General features: G+C 62.3%; 9 protein-coding genes. 5 read left to right on the plus strand and 4 right to left on the minus strand.

The window, feature by feature from the left end; all coding sequences use genetic code 11:
* Positions 1–492 (plus strand): aminotransferase class I/II-fold pyridoxal phosphate-dependent enzyme (locus RA19_RS14495; protein WP_039163819.1); only part of this gene is annotated, 492 nt, incomplete at its 5' end.
* Positions 493–571: 79 nt separating this feature from the next.
* Here RA19_RS14495 and RA19_RS14500 read toward each other — a convergent pair.
* Positions 572–3,112, minus strand: a complete 2,541-nt coding sequence (locus RA19_RS14500; RefSeq protein ID WP_039163822.1) for an AMP-binding protein — start codon at positions 3,110–3,112, stop codon at positions 572–574.
* Positions 3,113–3,603: 491 nt separating this feature from the next.
* Here RA19_RS14500 and RA19_RS14505 point away from each other — a divergent pair, with 491 nt between their 5' ends.
* The 3 genes from RA19_RS14505 (at position 3,604) to RA19_RS14515 (ending at position 6,810) form a co-directional block, all read left to right on the plus strand.
* Positions 3,604–3,933: a hypothetical protein gene (locus RA19_RS14505; protein ID WP_152615779.1), complete on the plus strand. Its 330-nt coding sequence runs from the start codon at positions 3,604–3,606 to the stop codon at positions 3,931–3,933.
* A 576-nt stretch (positions 3,934–4,509) separates the two neighbouring features.
* Positions 4,510–5,655, plus strand: coding sequence for an aromatic ring-hydroxylating oxygenase subunit alpha (locus RA19_RS14510; protein WP_052261797.1), 1,146 nt, complete (start codon positions 4,510–4,512; stop codon positions 5,653–5,655).
* A 42-nt stretch (positions 5,656–5,697) separates the two neighbouring features.
* On the plus strand, positions 5,698–6,810 hold the full coding sequence (locus RA19_RS14515; RefSeq protein WP_039163879.1) for an S-(hydroxymethyl)glutathione dehydrogenase/class III alcohol dehydrogenase: 1,113 nt from the start codon (positions 5,698–5,700) through the stop codon (positions 6,808–6,810).
* Between the two features lie 96 nt (positions 6,811–6,906).
* Here RA19_RS14515 and RA19_RS14520 read toward each other — a convergent pair whose 3' ends face one another.
* From RA19_RS14520 to RA19_RS14530, 3 genes are read right to left on the minus strand one after another with little or no spacing between them, the layout of a single operon-like run.
* The gene (locus RA19_RS14520; protein ID WP_039163826.1) at positions 6,907–8,421 is read right to left on the minus strand and encodes a SpoVR family protein; all 1,515 of its coding nucleotides are present in this window, start codon (positions 8,419–8,421) and stop codon (positions 6,907–6,909) included.
* Positions 8,408–9,745 carry a YeaH/YhbH family protein gene (locus RA19_RS14525; protein WP_039163828.1) on the minus strand — a complete coding sequence of 446 codons (1,338 nt, stop codon included), beginning with the start codon at positions 9,743–9,745 and terminating at the stop codon, positions 8,408–8,410. Before RA19_RS14525 ends, RA19_RS14520 begins: the two co-directional genes overlap by 14 nt.
* Before the next feature lie 18 nt (positions 9,746–9,763).
* The gene (locus RA19_RS14530; protein WP_039132064.1) at positions 9,764–11,698 is read right to left on the minus strand and encodes a PrkA family serine protein kinase; all 1,935 of its coding nucleotides are present in this window, start codon (positions 11,696–11,698) and stop codon (positions 9,764–9,766) included.
* 747 nt (positions 11,699–12,445) lie between these two features.
* Here RA19_RS14530 and RA19_RS14535 point away from each other — a divergent pair.
* Positions 12,446–15,550 (plus strand): Ig-like domain-containing protein, encoded by a 3,105-nt coding sequence (locus RA19_RS14535; RefSeq protein WP_039163829.1) that lies wholly within the window; start codon positions 12,446–12,448, stop codon positions 15,548–15,550.
* The last annotated feature ends 10 nt before the right edge of the window (positions 15,551–15,560 follow it).

Consider the following 15,560-nt stretch of genomic DNA (forward strand, 5'->3'; position numbering starts at 1 on the left):
TCCAAGGCCTATGCAATGACCGGCTGGCGGCTGGGCTATGCCGGCGGGCCGAAGGATCTGATTGACGCGATGAAAGTGGTGCAGTCGCAGTCGACCTCGCATCCGTCATCGGTGTCGCAGGCGGCAGCGGCGGCGGCTTTGAACGGCCCACAGGAGGTGCTGGCGGAGCGGCGGGCCAGTTTCCAGGCGCGGCGCGATCTGGTGGTGGAGGCGCTCAATGGCATGGAGGGCATCACCTGCCCGGTGCCGGAGGGGGCGTTCTACACATTCGCCAATTGCGCAGGCGTTTTGGGCAGGCGCACACCCCAGGGCGGGGTGCTGGAAACGGATGCGGATTTCTGTGCCTACCTGCTGGAGCACCACCATGTGGCAGTGGTGCCGGGCCGGGCTTTTGGCATATCGCCCTACTTCCGGATTTCCTATGCCACCTCTGAGGCGGAGCTGCGCGAAGCGCTGACGCGGATAGCGGCTGCGGTAGCGGCGCTGCGCTAGGGCGTAACAGAGCGCCGGGCCCGGCCATGGGCCGGGCAGCGCCCGACCGCGTCAGGGGAGGGCGCTTTCTCCCTTTGGATCAGGCCTGCGCCAGGGAGATCCGGCGGCGGCTGCGGGTGCTTGCCCAGGCCTGCACCAGCTGGCGCTGCAGGGCGGCGGCGGCCAGCCCCAGGGCGATGCCGCCGAAGACCGCCAGCGCATCATTCAGCCCGCTGCGGCCTTCCATCCCGGCCATAGGCATCAGCAGCTCTGGCACAAACCGGTGCAGCAGGTAGATGTGGAAGGCCGCCTGGGCCAGCCGCATCAGCGGCCGCACAGCGATGCGGGGCACCGGCAGGCGCGGGATGAACAGCAGCCCGGCTATAAGGGCAAGCAGCCACATGTATTTGATCCAGCCGCCGTACCAGTTGCCGCCGAGATAGGCCGCCATCGGCATGATCACACAGGCCGCGGCAAGTACCAGCAGCCGTTGCGCCAGCGTGCTTGCGGCGGTGATGCACCAGCCAAGCGCAAACAGGTAGAACACCCAAGGCACTGTGAACTGCGCGCGGCTGCCCATGTTCCAAACCTCGGGAACGCCGAGGCGCAGCGCGACGGCAGACCCCAGGAAGCAGAACCCTGCGCGGAAAGCGCCCTGGTCCGCCAGCCACCGCCGTACCGGCGGCAGCGCAAAGGGCAGGGCGGCCAGCAGCGTCATCTGCAGGTAGGCTTCGATGAACCAGTACAAATACGGCAGCATCAGATGGGTTTCGGGGATGGTCAGGGCAAAGTTGCCGGCCAGGAAAACCGAGACCCAGGGCACCTGCTCCCAGGCCGCGGCATAGGCGGCAAGGATCAGGTAATAGGGGATCAGCACCGCTGCCACGGGTTTGAAAAAGCTGCGCATATCGCCGGATTGCAGTGCTTCCCAGCGGAAACCCGCGACGCTCATTCCCATCAGGATCACCATGGCCGCGGCGCCGCCAAAGACCGGCCAGAAGGTCTGATGCGCGACCACCACGGCGAGTATTGCCAGCACACGGGCTGCAAGATCGAAGGGCAGGCTGGCGGCCGGAGCGGGGGCGGATTGCTCTAGATCCTTGATAGGCATCTCTTCCCAGCCGGCCGGGGCGCCGCCCAAGGCTTCGTCCAGCGCCAGGGACAGCTCGACATGGCGCAGCGAGTCGCCGCCCAGAGAGGCAAAACTGTCGTTGCGGCCCACGGATTGGGGCGCAAAGGCGGCCTGGTAGATGGCCAGCACGTCCTTGGCAGGCTTGCGCCTGGCTGATTGCGCTTTCAGTGCCGGATAGTCGATCTTGCCATTGGCGCGGCGCGGCAGGGATTTCCGGCGCAGCACGGTAAAATGCTGCTGGCCGACACCGGTCAGCCGGGCAGCCAGATCCGCGACGCCAGTGTCCGGTCCGCAGACGGCGATTGAGATACGGCTGTCATCGCCCCAGACCGCGGCCTCGAGCCCCTGTGCGGCAAGCGCGCGCTCGATGGCGTCATGGCCGATGCGCAGGCCTGCGATTTTGGACATGCGGGAGAGCCGGCCGGTGATGTGGTAAAGGCCGTTTGCATCGCGCCGGGCCAGGTCGCCGGTGGCAAGCTCTTCCAGTTCCGCGCCCCGGGTCAGATCGGCATGGCTCTCGGCATAGCCCATCATTACGTTGGGGCCCCGGTAAATCAGCTCGCCTTCGCCTTGGGCGGTGGTTACTTCCTGGCCAGCGGCATTGCGCAGCAGCAGGCGGCCGCCGGGAATGGCGCGGCCTGCGGCGCCGGGATTGTCCTGCGCCAATTCAGGCGGCAGGTAGCTGATCCGGGCGGTCGCCTCGGTCTGGCCATACATCATATAGAAGCGCCCTCCGCGGGTTTGCATCCGGGCAGACCAGGCGCTGACCTGGGCGGGCTCCATGGCGCCGCCGGCCACGGTGAGGGTCTTGATCCGCCCGGGCAGCGCATCGGTGAGGCCGGCGCTTTCCAGCAAGCGGAAGTGATGCGGCACGCCCGCTAGGCTGGTGGCGCCGGAGGCCTCCAGCGCATCCGCAAACCCGGCATCCAGCACCGAACCGGGGGCCAGCCAGAGGCTGGCGCCGGCAGCAAGGTGGGAGTGCAGAACCGAAAGCCCGTAGGAGTAATGCAGCGGCAGGATCAGTGCGGCCCGGTCCTTGGGCTGGATCTCAAGGTAGTCCGCGATGGCCAGGGCGTTGCTGTCCAGGGCCTGGGCCGATAGGCGCACGCCGCGGCCGTGGCCAGTGCTGCCCGAGGTTTGCAGCAGCAGGGTGAGGTCCGGGTGAATGGCTGCCGCCGCGTGGGAATGGGCCAGCAGCTGCCAGCAACCGTCCAGGCAGCGGAAGCTGGCAGCGGGGCGGAAGCGCTCCTCAAGTTTGGCTGCTGTGGCGGCGTCGCCGGCCGGTAGAGGCATCACCGCGTGGCCTGCAGCCAAGGCGCCGAGATAGGCGATGATGGCTTCGGGATCGGCCGCGGCCTCAACTGCGATCAGCTGCCGGTCCTGGGGCAGAAGCTTGCCGAATTGCCCGGCGGCGTCGGCCAGGCCGGCATAGGTCAGCATTTCCCCGGCGCCCCAGCTCAGGCAGGGGCGGGCTCCGCGGGCGCGCAGTCTGGCCAGATCAAAAAACATCCGAAACTCCTTCGAGCGCGGCGGTTAAGATGATTTACAAAATCTGTCAATTATTATTGGCCGGACAGAATCGGCCCGTGCGAACTGCTGCCGGGCGGCCGTGGAGCGGAGGGAATTCCGGCACCGCTGCCGCTGTTCCACCGGGTTGGGCAGTTGTTAAAACACGGGGCACTGCCTTATCCTTGCCGGTGCTGAGCAAGCAGCATCCGGGTCCGCGGGCAGGGTTTAACCCGCTTGTTTTCTAACGAATGCGCCGGCGCTGAAGGCCGGGCTGGAAGCGGATGTGGCCCTGGCGACGAGAACTTTCTGAGACCTGCGGTGAGTGCGGGCTGGTACAATTGATACAAGTTTCCGGTGTCTGGACGCATTCCGGAAAACTGCCGCGGCTACAATGGTACTGGCCTGACAAACTGGAAACGATTGGGAAGTGAAATCAAATGTGCCAAGGATATCTCCGCATTGCCGCTTTTGCCGCCGTTGTCTGCCTGCTGATGGCGGTTGCTCGGCCTGCCGCTGCCAGCGGTGTGCAATTGCCGCCCGGCAATCTGAATGGTGCAAGCAACACGTGCCCGGAGGGCGCAGCAAGCGCGGAGTTTCTTTCGGAACGCAATAGCAGGAAGATGCGCCCCGGGCAGCGCCTAGCAGTCGAGGCGCGTGCGGGTGACGACTTCAAGATGAAATGCACGCACGATGGGGTGGAGATTTCGGTCGGCACCGGATGCTTTTTCGATGGTTACGTAATTGCAGGGTTCGAACCCGGCGCAATGCGGATCGCCTGCTATGAAGGCAGCATTCCGGCTGAATGGCGCGCTTCGGAATAATAAAACTCCCGAGTGGGAAAACTGCTCTGTACACGCTGAGAAGTCTGCCGTGCAGAAGTGCTCCAGGACATCGGGGCTGCCGCCAGCTTGCGGCAGCGTTGCGCAGACAAAACGCCTGAGGACTGCAGTTTCCTGGCGTGCGCGCCTTGTTATGGCCTGGTATTATTGGCCTTCCCGGCGCGGCAGCCCGGTTCGCGCTGGTGTCAGCCTGGAAAGTATTGCCCGGCTGGAATGCCTGCGGAACAACTTTCGTGCGGTCGCGCTATGCCTGCCATCGCCATTCGGCAGGCAGGGTTCCAGCGCCATGTTTCGTTAATCGCCCGATGTAAGGCAGCTTTTGAGCAGTTCGGGGTAATGCGCTCCGCCCCCCCCCGCGCAGGTCGCATGTAATGAGAGTTATGGTAAATAAGCTCAATTCTGGGATTTACAGGCCGTGCAACTGGCAACCTGCAGGCCTGGGTTTGTTCATGGCCATCTTCGGCGCTGATTTCCTGCCAGCTGACTTTTTCTCTTGGCGGCTGAACCGGAAGCATGTAATCAATCTGTGATCACAGATTAGGAGGCTGAAGGAATCAGATGCCCGTCACCCAAGCGATCACCGCAGACGCGCTGCGCCAGGAATTGACCGAGCTGAAGAAACTGGACCGGAGCCAGGCGCGCACGATGCCGCCCGGATTTTACACTTCAGGCGATTTTCACGAACTGGAGAAGGAGCATATTTTCAGGCGTGAATGGGTCTGCGTCGGCCACACAGGCGAAGTGCAGGAACCGGGCGATTTCTTTACCACCGAGGTGGCGGGCGAGCAGCTGCTGGTGACCCGCGGCCATGACGGCGAGGTGCATGTGCTGTCCAACGTGTGCCGTCACCGCGGCAACCTGGTCGAGACCGAAGCCTCGGGCAAACGCCGCAGCTTTGTCTGCCAGTACCACGCCTGGACCTATGCCACCGACGGGGCGCTAAAGACGGCGCCGCTGATGAAGAACGCCAAGAATTTCGAAATGAAGGGCTGCCGCCTGCCGCAATTCAAAACCGAAATCTGGAGCAATTTCATCTTTGTCAATTTGGACGGCACCGCCGAGCCTCTGGCGACGCAGCTAGAGGTGCTGGACGGCATCCTGCACAACTATCACAACGAGCAGCGCAACCTGCTGTTCACCGATGAAGGGGTCTGGAACACCAACTGGAAAAACCTGACCGAGAACTTCATGGAGGGCTATCACCTCTTTGCCACCCACCCCAAGACGCTGCAGCCGATGACGCCGACACAGCTGTGCCGCAAGGTGCCGGGCGAGCCGCGCTGGACCGCCTACCGGTCTTATTACGACCCGGAATTTCCGCCGCGCGGGCCCTTCCACGAGGACATGACCGAAGATGAGCAGCGCAACACCGTGCTGTTCAACATCTTCCCCAGCTTTGTGGTGGCGGTGGCGGCGAATTACACGCTGTATCTGTGTCTGCGCCCTGCCGGTGCGGACAAGGTGGCGATCCGCTGGGGGGTTGCGGGCTTCAAGACCGATCCGCAGGATCCGGAGGTCACCGCCTATGTGGATCTCTGCAAGTCCTTCAACGCGGAGGACCGGGAGAAGCTGGAAACCCTGCAAGTAGCTCAGAACACGCGCTATTTCCAGAACGGGCCACTGGCGCCGGATGATCTGGAGGGCACTATCTGGGACTTCCTGGGCTACATGGGCCGGATGCTAGGCGCCGACCGCGATCTGTAACCGCAACGCCTGAAAGACGACAAGAAAAGGAAACGCGCGATGATCAAGACCCGTGCCGCCGTTGCCGTGGCTCCCGGCAAGCCGCTGGAGATTATGGACGTGAACCTGGAAGGCCCGAAAGCGGGTGAGGTTCTGGTGGAAATCAAGGCGACCGGCCTGTGCCATACGGACGAATTCACCCGCTCGGGCGACGACCCCGAAGGCATCTTTCCGGCGATCCTGGGCCATGAGGGCGCCGGCGTCGTGATCGAGGTCGGCGAAGGCGTGACCTCGCTGAAACCGGGCGACCACGTGATCCCGCTCTACACCCCGGAATGCCGCGAGTGCGACTACTGCCTGAACCCGAAAACCAACCTCTGCCAGGCGATCCGCTCGACCCAAGGCCAGGGCCTGCTGCCCGACGGCACCACCCGGTTCTCGATGGAGGACGGCACCCCGATCCACCACTACATGGGCTGCTCGACCTTCGCCAACCACACCGTGGTGCCGGAAATCGCGCTGGCGAAAATCCGTGAGGACGCGCCGTTTGACAAGGTCTGCTACATCGGCTGCGGCGTCACCACCGGCATCGGCGCGGTGATCAACACCGCCAAGGTGGAAATCGGCTCGCGCGCGGTGGTCTTCGGCCTCGGCGGCATCGGGCTGAACGTGATCCAGGGCCTGCGGCTGGCCGGTGCCGACCAGATTGTCGGCGTTGACCTGAACCCGGGCAAGGTGGAGATGGCCAAGCACTTCGGCATGACCGATTTCGTCAACCCGGCCGAGGTCGAGGGCGATCTGGTGGCGCATCTGGTGGAGCTGACCGGCGGCGGCGCGGACTATACCTTTGATGCCACCGGCAATGTGAACGTGATGCGCACGGCGCTGGAATGCGCGCACAAGGGCTGGGGTGAATCGATCATCATCGGCGTGGCGCCTGCCGGGGCCGAGATCTCGACCCGTCCGTTCCAGCTGGTCACCGGCCGGTCCTGGCGCGGCACCGCCTTCGGCGGCGCCTCGGGGCGCACCGACGTGCCGAAGATCGTCGACTGGTACATGGACGGCAAGATCGAGATCGACCCGATGATCACCCACAAGCTGACGCTGGATCAGATCAACGAGGGCTTTGATCTGATGCACGAAGGCAAATCGATCCGCGCCGTGGTGGAATTCTAAAGCCGCCAACGGTTCGAAACGAAGAAACGCAGGCCTTAGGGCCTGCGTTTTTAGTTGCCGGCTGCCAGTTCGCAGAATCGTTAACTGCCCTCATGATCAGCTTTCGCTGGCGGTCTCCACCGCGTCCAGGCTGACGCCATAGCCCCAGAGGCAGCGCAGGTGTTTCAGCACCTCTTCCTGATCCTCTTCGTCCAGATGGATGCCGTCCCGCACAGTGTGCGTCAGCTTCAGTTCGCGATCGCCACGCAGGTCGGCATCGGTCACCTGAATATCCGGCTCCAGATAGGCCAGATCATACTGTTTGGCCAAATCGCGGCGGATCGCCTTGTAGCCCGCCCGGTTGTGGATCTGGCTCACCACCAGATTGGGCAGATCCGCGTCATTTGTCAGGGTGAACAGCTTGAACTTGCGGATCAGGTTCGGCGACAGGAACTGCTGGATAAAGCTTTCATCGCGGTAATTTGCCCAGGCCTCGCGCAGCACCTTGCGCCAGTCAGGGTCACCGGCAAAGTCCGGGAACCATTCGCGATCCTCATCCGTCGGGTCCTGGCAGATGCGGCGGATGTCCTGCATCATCGCAAAGCCCAGCGCATAAGGGTTCAGCCCTGAGAACCGCGGGTCGTCATACTCCGGCTGCATCACCACATTTGTGTGGCTGTGCAGCATTTCCATATAGGCCCCTTGGGTGATCTGACCCTGCTCATAGAGCTTGTTGATGATGTAATAGTGCACGAAGGTCGCGCAGCCCTCGTTCATCACTTTGGTCTGTTTCTGCGGGTACAGATACTGAGCCAGCATCCGCACGATGCGAAGAAGCTCGCATTGCCAGGCGTCCAGAACCGGGCTGTGTTTCTCCAGGAAATAGAGGATGTTTTCCTGCGGAAGGTTCATCATCTTGCGGCGCGCGCTGTAAGAGGCGTCCTCTACCTCTTCCAGTTTGTCACGGCCCAGTGTCGAGTCAGTCCAGATGTCCAGCACGCTCTGGCCGCTTTCGTAGCCTTCACGCACCTTCTGCATCGCCACCAGCTCTTCAGTAGTTGGCTTGGGCGGGCGGCCATAGCGGAACACACCCTGGGACTGCATCGCATGGGCGGCGTCCAGCACCTCCTCGACGGCGCTGAGGCCATAGCGCTCTTCGCAGGCAGCGATGTAGTTCTTGGCAAAGGCCAGATAGTCGTGAATGCCGGCCGCGTCTGTCCATTGCTGGAACAGATAGTTGTTCTTGAAGAAATGGTTATGGCCAAAGGCCGCATGCGCCATCACCAGTGTCTGCATCGCCATGGTGTTTTCTTCCATGTTGTAACTGATGCAGGGGTTGGAATTGATGACGATTTCATAGGCCAGCCCCTGGCGGCCAGTTCGATAGAGCGCCTCGTCCCGGGCGAAATGCTTGCCGAAGGACCAGTGCTGATACATCAGCGGCAGGCCGACGCAGGAATAGGCATCCAGCATCTGCTCGGCCGAAATGATTTCGATCTGGTTGGGATAAACGTCCAGCCCGAGGTCGCCCAGCGCGATCTCCTCGATCGCGTCGCGCGCTTTCTCCATAAGTTCAAAGGTCCATTCCGGCCCGTCGAACAGCGGCTCGCGCGCCTTTTCAGCTGCCTGCATTCTGCGCCCCTTTCACCTTGGGAAGGAAGAACTCCCGGAAGATCGGATAGATATGGCCGGGCTGCGAAACCCGCTGCATTTCGAAATGCTGCGCCTGCTCTTTCACCTCGCGGTAGTTTTGCCACAGGTCTTCGCCTGCTTCCGGGTTGTTCAGCAGCATCTCGGCCGCTTCGTCCACGATCTCCACATAAGCGTAGAACTGGCTCACCGGCAGCAGATCATTCAGAAGCAGGTTTTTGCACCTGACCGAGTCATTGCCGAAGTTTTCGCCATCCGAGGCCTGGGCGCCGTAGATGTTCCACTCATCCGGCGGATAGCGCTCTTCGATGATTTCCTTCATCTTTTCCAGCGCGGTCGACACGATGGTGCCGCCGGTTTCGCGGGCATAGAAGAAGGTTTCCTCATCGACTTCCTGGGCGTGGTGAGTATGGCGCACGAACACCAATTCTGTGTGCTCGTAGCAGCGCTCCAGGAACAGGTGCAGCAGCAGGAAGAAGCGTTTCGCCAGATCCTTCTCGCGCTCCTGCATGGAACCGGACACATCCATCAGGCAGAACACAACGGCGCGGGAGTTGCGGATCTTCTCGGGCACAAAGGTGTCGTAGCGCAGATCCAGCGGATCGATGTAACCAACCACCTTGCGCTTGCGGATGATGCCTTCCAGCCGTTTCTTCAGCTCATCCAGGAAAGCCTCCTGCGGCGCGGTGCGCTCGTCCAGCGCCTCCAGCTCGGCGATTTGCTCTTCAAGCTCCTTCTGGGTTTTTGTCGTGGGGCGCTGCAGCGCAATGCGGCGGCCCAGAGAATTGCGCATGGTGCGCACCAGGTTGAGGTTGTTGGGCGTGCCCGCCGTGGTGAGGCCCGCGCGGCGGGTGCCAATGGTCTCGGTTTCCACCGTTGCCTTTTCGACCAGGTCCGGCAGTTCCAGCCCTTCGAACAGGATTTCCAGGTATTCCTCCTGGGTCAGGGTGAAGGAAAACTCGTCCTCGCCATCCCCGTCTTCGGAGGCCTTGCGGCCGCCCTCGCCTGCGCCGCCCTGCGGCCGTTTGATGGTGTCGCCGACAACAAAATCCTTGTTGCCGGGCAGCACATGGCGGCGGGTGCCGCCTTTTGAGGAGTGAAAGAACCGCGGCTCTTTCAGACCTTTTGAAGGTATGGTGACCTTTTCGCCTTCGTCCGGGACGCCGCTGCCGCTTTGGATCGACTTCCCCCGGACCGACTGATCGACGCGCTCCTTAATATTCTCCCGGGCCCGCCGCAGGAACCGTTGCCGGTTCCCGAGGCTTTTGCCCTTCGGATTGGCGCGCCTGTCGATGAAATGATGCATGTTGCACAGCGCTCCTCTTTAGCCCGCCTTGTTGACGCGCATGTACCATTCGACCAGACGCCGCACCTGGCGGTCGGTATAGCCGTGGCCGCGCATCCGCTCGACGAACTCCTGGTGCTTGCCTTCGGTCTTGCTGTCCTTCTTGGACCCGAAGGAGATCACCGGCAGCAGTTCCTCGACCTGGCTGAACATGTGCTTCTCGATCACATCGCGCAGCTTCTCATAGGAGTTCCAGGCCGGGTTCTTGCCGGTGTTCGCACGGTGGCGCAGGGCAAACTTCACAACCTCGTTGCGGAAGTCCTTGGGATTGGCGATGCCCACCGGCTTCTCGATCTTGGAGAGCTCGGCATCCAGCACCTCGCGGTTGTAAAGCTGGCCGGTGTCCGGATCCTTGTAGTCCTGCTCCTCGATCCAGGCGTCAGCATAGGAGATATAACGGTCAAAGACGTTCTGGCCGTACTCGGTATAGCTTTCGAGGTACGCCTTCTGGATCTCGTTGCCGATGAACTCCTCGTAGCGCGGTGCCAGTTCGGTCTTGATGAACTCAAGATACTTCTGCTCCGTCTCCTGGGGGAACTGCTCGCGTTTGATCATCTGCTCCAGCACATACATCAGATGCACCGGGTCCGCCGCGACCTCGTCCGTGTCGAAGTTGAAGGTGGTCGACAGCACCTTGAAGGCAAAGCGGGTGGAAATGCCGTTCATCCCCTCGTCCACGCCGGCACGGTCCTGATATTCCTGCACCGTCTTGGCCTTGGGGTCGGTGTCCTTCAGGCTCTCGCCGTCATAGACCCGCATCTTCGAGTAGAGGTTCGAATTCTCATGCGGCTTCAGGCGGGTCAGCACCGAGAAGCGGCTGAGGATCTTCAGCGTCTCCGGCGCGCAGGGCGCGTTGCGCAGCTCGCTGTTCTCGATCAGTTTGTCGTAGATCATCGACTCGTCCGAGACGCGCAAGCAGTAGGGCACCTTGACGATCGACACCCTGTCGATGAAGGCCTCGTTGTTCTTGTTGTTCTTGAAGCTCTGCCATTCGCTCTCGTTCGAGTGCGCCAGGATCAGGCCGTTGAATGGGATCGCACCGAAGCTTTCGGTGCCCATATAGTTGCCTTCCTGGGTCGCCGTCAGCAGCGGGTGCAGCATTTTGATCGGCGCCTTGAACATCTCGACAAATTCCAGGATCCCCTGGGTCGAGCGGTTCAGGCCGCCGGAGAAGCTGTAGGCATCCGGGTTGTCCTGGCTGAAATGCTCCAGCTGGCGGATGTCGACCTTGCCGACCAGGGTCGAGATATCCTGGTTGTTCTCATCGCCCGGCTCCACCTTGGAAACACAGATCCGGCGCAGCCGCGACGGATACAGGCGCACAACCGAGAACTTGTTGATATCGCCGTCAAATTCATCCAGCCGCTGCACCGCCCAGGGCGACATCAGCCCCGGCAGCCGGTGCTGGGCAATGCCGTATTCCTCTTCCAGCACCTTGCCCATGCGGACCGGATCAAACAGACCCAGCGGGCTTTCGAAGATCGGCGAGATCTGGTCGCCAGCCTTCAGCACATAGATCGGCTGATCCTCGACCAGGCGCTTCAGACGTTCCGCCAGCGAGGATTTGCCGCCGCCGACCGGACCCAGAAGGTAGAGGATCTGCTTGCGCTCCTCCAACCCTTGCGCGGCGTGGCGGAAATAGCCGACGATGCGCTCGATAGTGTCTTCCATGCCGTAGAAGTCGTGGAAAGCGCTGTAGCGCTTGATCGTGCGGTTCTGAAAGATCGGCCCGAGCCGCGCGTCCTTGGACGTGTCCACCAGCTCTTCTTCGCCAATGGCCTTCAGCATCCTCTCGGCGACGTTTGCGTACAGGCTGGGATCGTCACGGCAGGCGTTCAAATAGTCCTGCAGCGGCATCTCCTGCTCGCGCGTCTCGCCGTACTGCTCTGCAAAAAGTTCGGCAATGTCTTTCATCTTGGATCAAGCCTCCTGGGTTTACTTGGCGCCGTTCCTCCTGGCGTTTTAAGTTCGCGCACAGACACAGGGCCCAGCACGTGGGCATAGGTGTCCGCGTCAGTGTTGAGTTCTGATTTCTGCTCGGCGCCGCTGCTGGCGTCATACGTCCGGCTGGCCGCTCTTGGCGGCGGCCTGCGCCCGGATACCAGGGCTATCGGCGTCGTGTTACTTACTCTCGAGCTTACACCAATTACGAACTTCTTACTATCTGAAAGTGGTGTACTTTTAATTAATTGCCAGAAACTTTTATGGGAAATTCTCATCACATCGCGGCGATCAGCACTGCAGCACGCAGCTTCTGCAGCGCGGCATTTCAAGGGCTTCCACGCAACCCGCCACCACAGATTGAAGGGCGCTGCCGCGCCTCGCCCGCACAACTCCCAAAGCCCGCCGAAGCACGCGCCTTTTCAGCCTTGCCGCAGAGTTCCTGGCAAAAATAAGGCACCACCCGCCCCTTGCCGGCTGCAGATTGAATCATCACAGCGGCGTGAAAAAGCTTAAAAAATCTGCGGCAGTCAGGACACGGTTGCTGCAAAATTCGCTTCAAGTCCGGCCTGCATGCTCTGGACAGCACAGAAAAAATCGTCACAGTATGGCCTCAAAATGGCCGCAAAAGACGGCCGCTGGGCAAAAGTACAGGCAAACGGAACCACGCTGCGCAGGCCAATTTCAGGCCGCGCCGCTAACACAGATGAGCGGTAAACAATGAGCACGGTCGCATATATTACCCGCGATATGGCGGGCACAACGCAGCATGGAAATTTCTCCGAGGGCACCCCGGCGAGCATTGATGCCGGCCCTGTAAAGGACCTCTCCCTCAATCTCAGCCCGGCAGATGTCGAAAGCTATGCCCGCCGCGGCAGCGATCTGCACATCACCTTGGCTAACGGCCAGGAACTGGTGCTGGAAAACTACTATTCCTTCAACGCAACCGGCGGTAAAAACCTGTTCCTCAGCGAGGAAGGCGAGTTCATTGAAGTGGTTCTGGAGGACAAGGCGGGCGGCATGCTGTTTGCCACCTACGAACCGCTTGAACTTGCTGGAAAATGGAGCGCCTACGACGAGCTGGTGTTTCTGGACGTTGACCGGATTGAGCCGGTGGTTGCGCCGCTGGCGGCGCCGCTGTTCGGAGGCCTGGGCGCGGCCGGCGCTGCAGCCGGCGTTGTTGGCGCTGCAGTAGTTGCCGGCGGCGGCGGCGGCAACGGCGGGGATGGCGGCAACGGCAATGTCGAGCCGACGGTGGACAACCCCGATGCGACCTTTCCGATCTCCGGCTCCACCACGACGCCTGTTGAGATCACCGGCACCGGCGCCCCCGGCTCCGAGGTCACGGTCACCATCGGCACCTCCACCGAAACGACCACAGTGGATGATGACGGCAAATGGTCGGTCACCTTCCCGGTCGACAGCCTGCCGGAAGACGGCGATTACTCTTCCGTGGTGCGTGTCGTCGACCCCGATGACGAAGAATTCGAGCTGGACGGCCCCGATGTGGTAATCGACACCACCCCGCCGGAAGCCGAGATCACCAGCGGCGCGGTCTCGACCGGCGATACCGTCAATGGCGAGGAGCAGGCCGCAGGCCCGGTGATCACCGGCACTGGCGAGCCCGGCGCAACGGTGTCTCTTGAAATCGACGGCGCCACCCAGACCACAACCGTGGCAGAAGACGGCACCTGGTCGGTCACCTTTGCACCGGAAGAGATCCGCGAAGGCGAATACGAGACCGAAATCACCATCACCACGACCGATGACTTCGGCAACAGCTCGACCACAACCGATACGCTGGCTGTGGACACCGTGGCCCCGCCGGTGGCGCTGGACACGGTCGAAGGCGACGACATCATCAACGCCGCAGAGGCGTCGGACGGGGTGGTCCTGTCCGGCACCGGCGAAGCCGGCGCCTCGATCCTGGTGGAGTTCCAGGGCGCGACCCGCACCACAACGGTTGGCGAGGACGGCACCTGGTCGGTGAACTACGGCGCGGCCAAGATCACCGACGGCGATTATGACAGCGAGGTGAAAATCACCAGCGCTGATGCCCACGGCAACACCACTGTCGAAACAAGCACTGTCCGGATCGACACCACGGTGAACGCTGGGCTGGACAGCGGCCAGGCAGGCGGCGACGACATGATCAACGCGGCGGAAGCTGCGGCCGGTGTGACACTGACGGGCACTGCTGACGCCGGCGCCACGGTCGAAGTCACTTTCCAGGGCATCACCCGTTCCGTCACCGCAGGCGAAGACGGCACCTGGAGCGTGGACTTTGCCGCTTCGGAAATCGCGGCAGGCGAATACGACGCCCCGGTCAGCGTCACCGCAACCGACGCCAACGGCAATACCGAGACCGTGGACGGCACCTTGCGGGTGGACACTGCAACCGAGGTTGCCATTGACGCGAACCAGGCGGGCGGCGACGACATTGTCAACAATTCGGAGGCCAATGCAGGGCTGACCCTGACCGGCACCGGCGAGCCGGGCGCTGCGGTCAGCGTGACAGTCGAAGGCGTCACCCGCGAAGCGACGGTCGGCGATGACGGCACCTGGGCCGCGGTTTTCGAGGCGGGCGCGCTGCCCGCCGGCGAATATGACACCACGGTCAGCGTCACCCCGACCGACACAGCCGGGAACACGGCAACCGCCACTGCCGATCTGCATGTCGACACGCTGGTCGACCCGCTGACCCTCGATTCCGGCGTCGAAGGCGACGATGTCGTCAACCTGACCGAACGCAGCGACGGGGTGACCCTGACCGGCACGGTGGAGCCGGGCTCAACCGTTGTGGTGCAGCTGGGCAGTGCAACTGAAACCGCTACGGTGGACGCTTCCGGAAACTGGAGCGTGGATTTTGCAGCCGCGGACATTCCCGAGGGCAGCTATGATGCCGATGTGGTGGTGACTGCCACCGATGCGGCCGGCAATACCGCGGAAATCAATGACACGCTGGCGATTGACACCGAAGTCTCGCCGCTGTCCGCGGATGCCGCGGCCGGCGACGGCGTGGTGAACCTGGCCGAGCGCGGCGCCGGCCTGACCTTGACTGGCACTGTGGAGCCGGGCTCGGAAGTACGCGTCACCGTCGGCGGCGTCACCCGCACGGCAGCTGTGGCAGACGATGGCAGCTGGAGCGCGGCCTTTGAACCGGGCGACCTGCGCGAAGGCACTTATGACACGACCGCGGAAATTCAGGCAACCGATGCGGCTGGCAACACCCGGACCATTACCCAGGACTTCAGCGTCGACACCGAGTATGACGCCCCGGACATCGGTGACGTCATCAGCACCGGCACCGGCGTCAGCGGCTTCTTCAGCGAAGACTTCGAGGCCGGCGATACGGCGCATGAGCTGACGGCCGCAGGCGGCGTCTCGGACATCACCGGCACGGAAACCGCCCTGACCGGCGGCCGGACCCTGTTCGACTTTGACAACGATGTGCCGGACGGATCGCACCTGGTGGTTAACCGCGTGGATGATGCCGGCAACAGCTCCGGCACCATGGTGGTTCTCGAAGATGGCGCAGGCGCCGATGTGCTGGACCATGCAGGCCTGTCGCAGTTCAACATCGACGAGCTGAACCTGGTGCATGCAGACGCCGTCGACCTGACCCTGACCGAGGCGGATATCAACGCGCTGTCGGGCAACTCCGACACCCTGACGGTGCACGGCGAGTCGGACGACACGCTCACCATCACCGGCGCGACCAAGGTCGGCACCGAGACCATCGATGGCGAAACTTACAACGTCTACACTCTCGGCGACGACGGCACCACGGTGATCGTTGATGATGAAATCAACACCGTGATCTGATCTACCGGCC

Source organism: Leisingera sp. ANG-M1 (assembly GCF_000813745.1).
In the GTDB taxonomy this organism is placed as follows: domain Bacteria; phylum Pseudomonadota; class Alphaproteobacteria; order Rhodobacterales; family Rhodobacteraceae; genus Leisingera.

Coding starts and splice junctions, on each gene's coding strand:
- RA19_RS14500 (WP_039163822.1), bottom strand. CDS start 3,112: ATGTTTTTTGATCTGGCCAGACTGCGCGCCCGCGGAGCCCGCCCCTGC.
- RA19_RS14505 (WP_152615779.1), top strand. CDS start 3,604: ATGGCGGTTGCTCGGCCTGCCGCTGCCAGCGGTGTGCAATTGCCGCCC.
- RA19_RS14510 (WP_052261797.1), top strand. CDS start 4,510: ATGCCCGTCACCCAAGCGATCACCGCAGACGCGCTGCGCCAGGAATTG.
- RA19_RS14520 (WP_039163826.1), bottom strand. CDS start 8,421: ATGCAGGCAGCTGAAAAGGCGCGCGAGCCGCTGTTCGACGGGCCGGAA.
- RA19_RS14525 (WP_039163828.1), bottom strand. CDS start 9,745: ATGCATCATTTCATCGACAGGCGCGCCAATCCGAAGGGCAAAAGCCTC.
- RA19_RS14530 (WP_039132064.1), bottom strand. CDS start 11,698: ATGAAAGACATTGCCGAACTTTTTGCAGAGCAGTACGGCGAGACGCGC.
- RA19_RS14535 (WP_039163829.1), top strand. CDS start 12,446: ATGAGCACGGTCGCATATATTACCCGCGATATGGCGGGCACAACGCAG.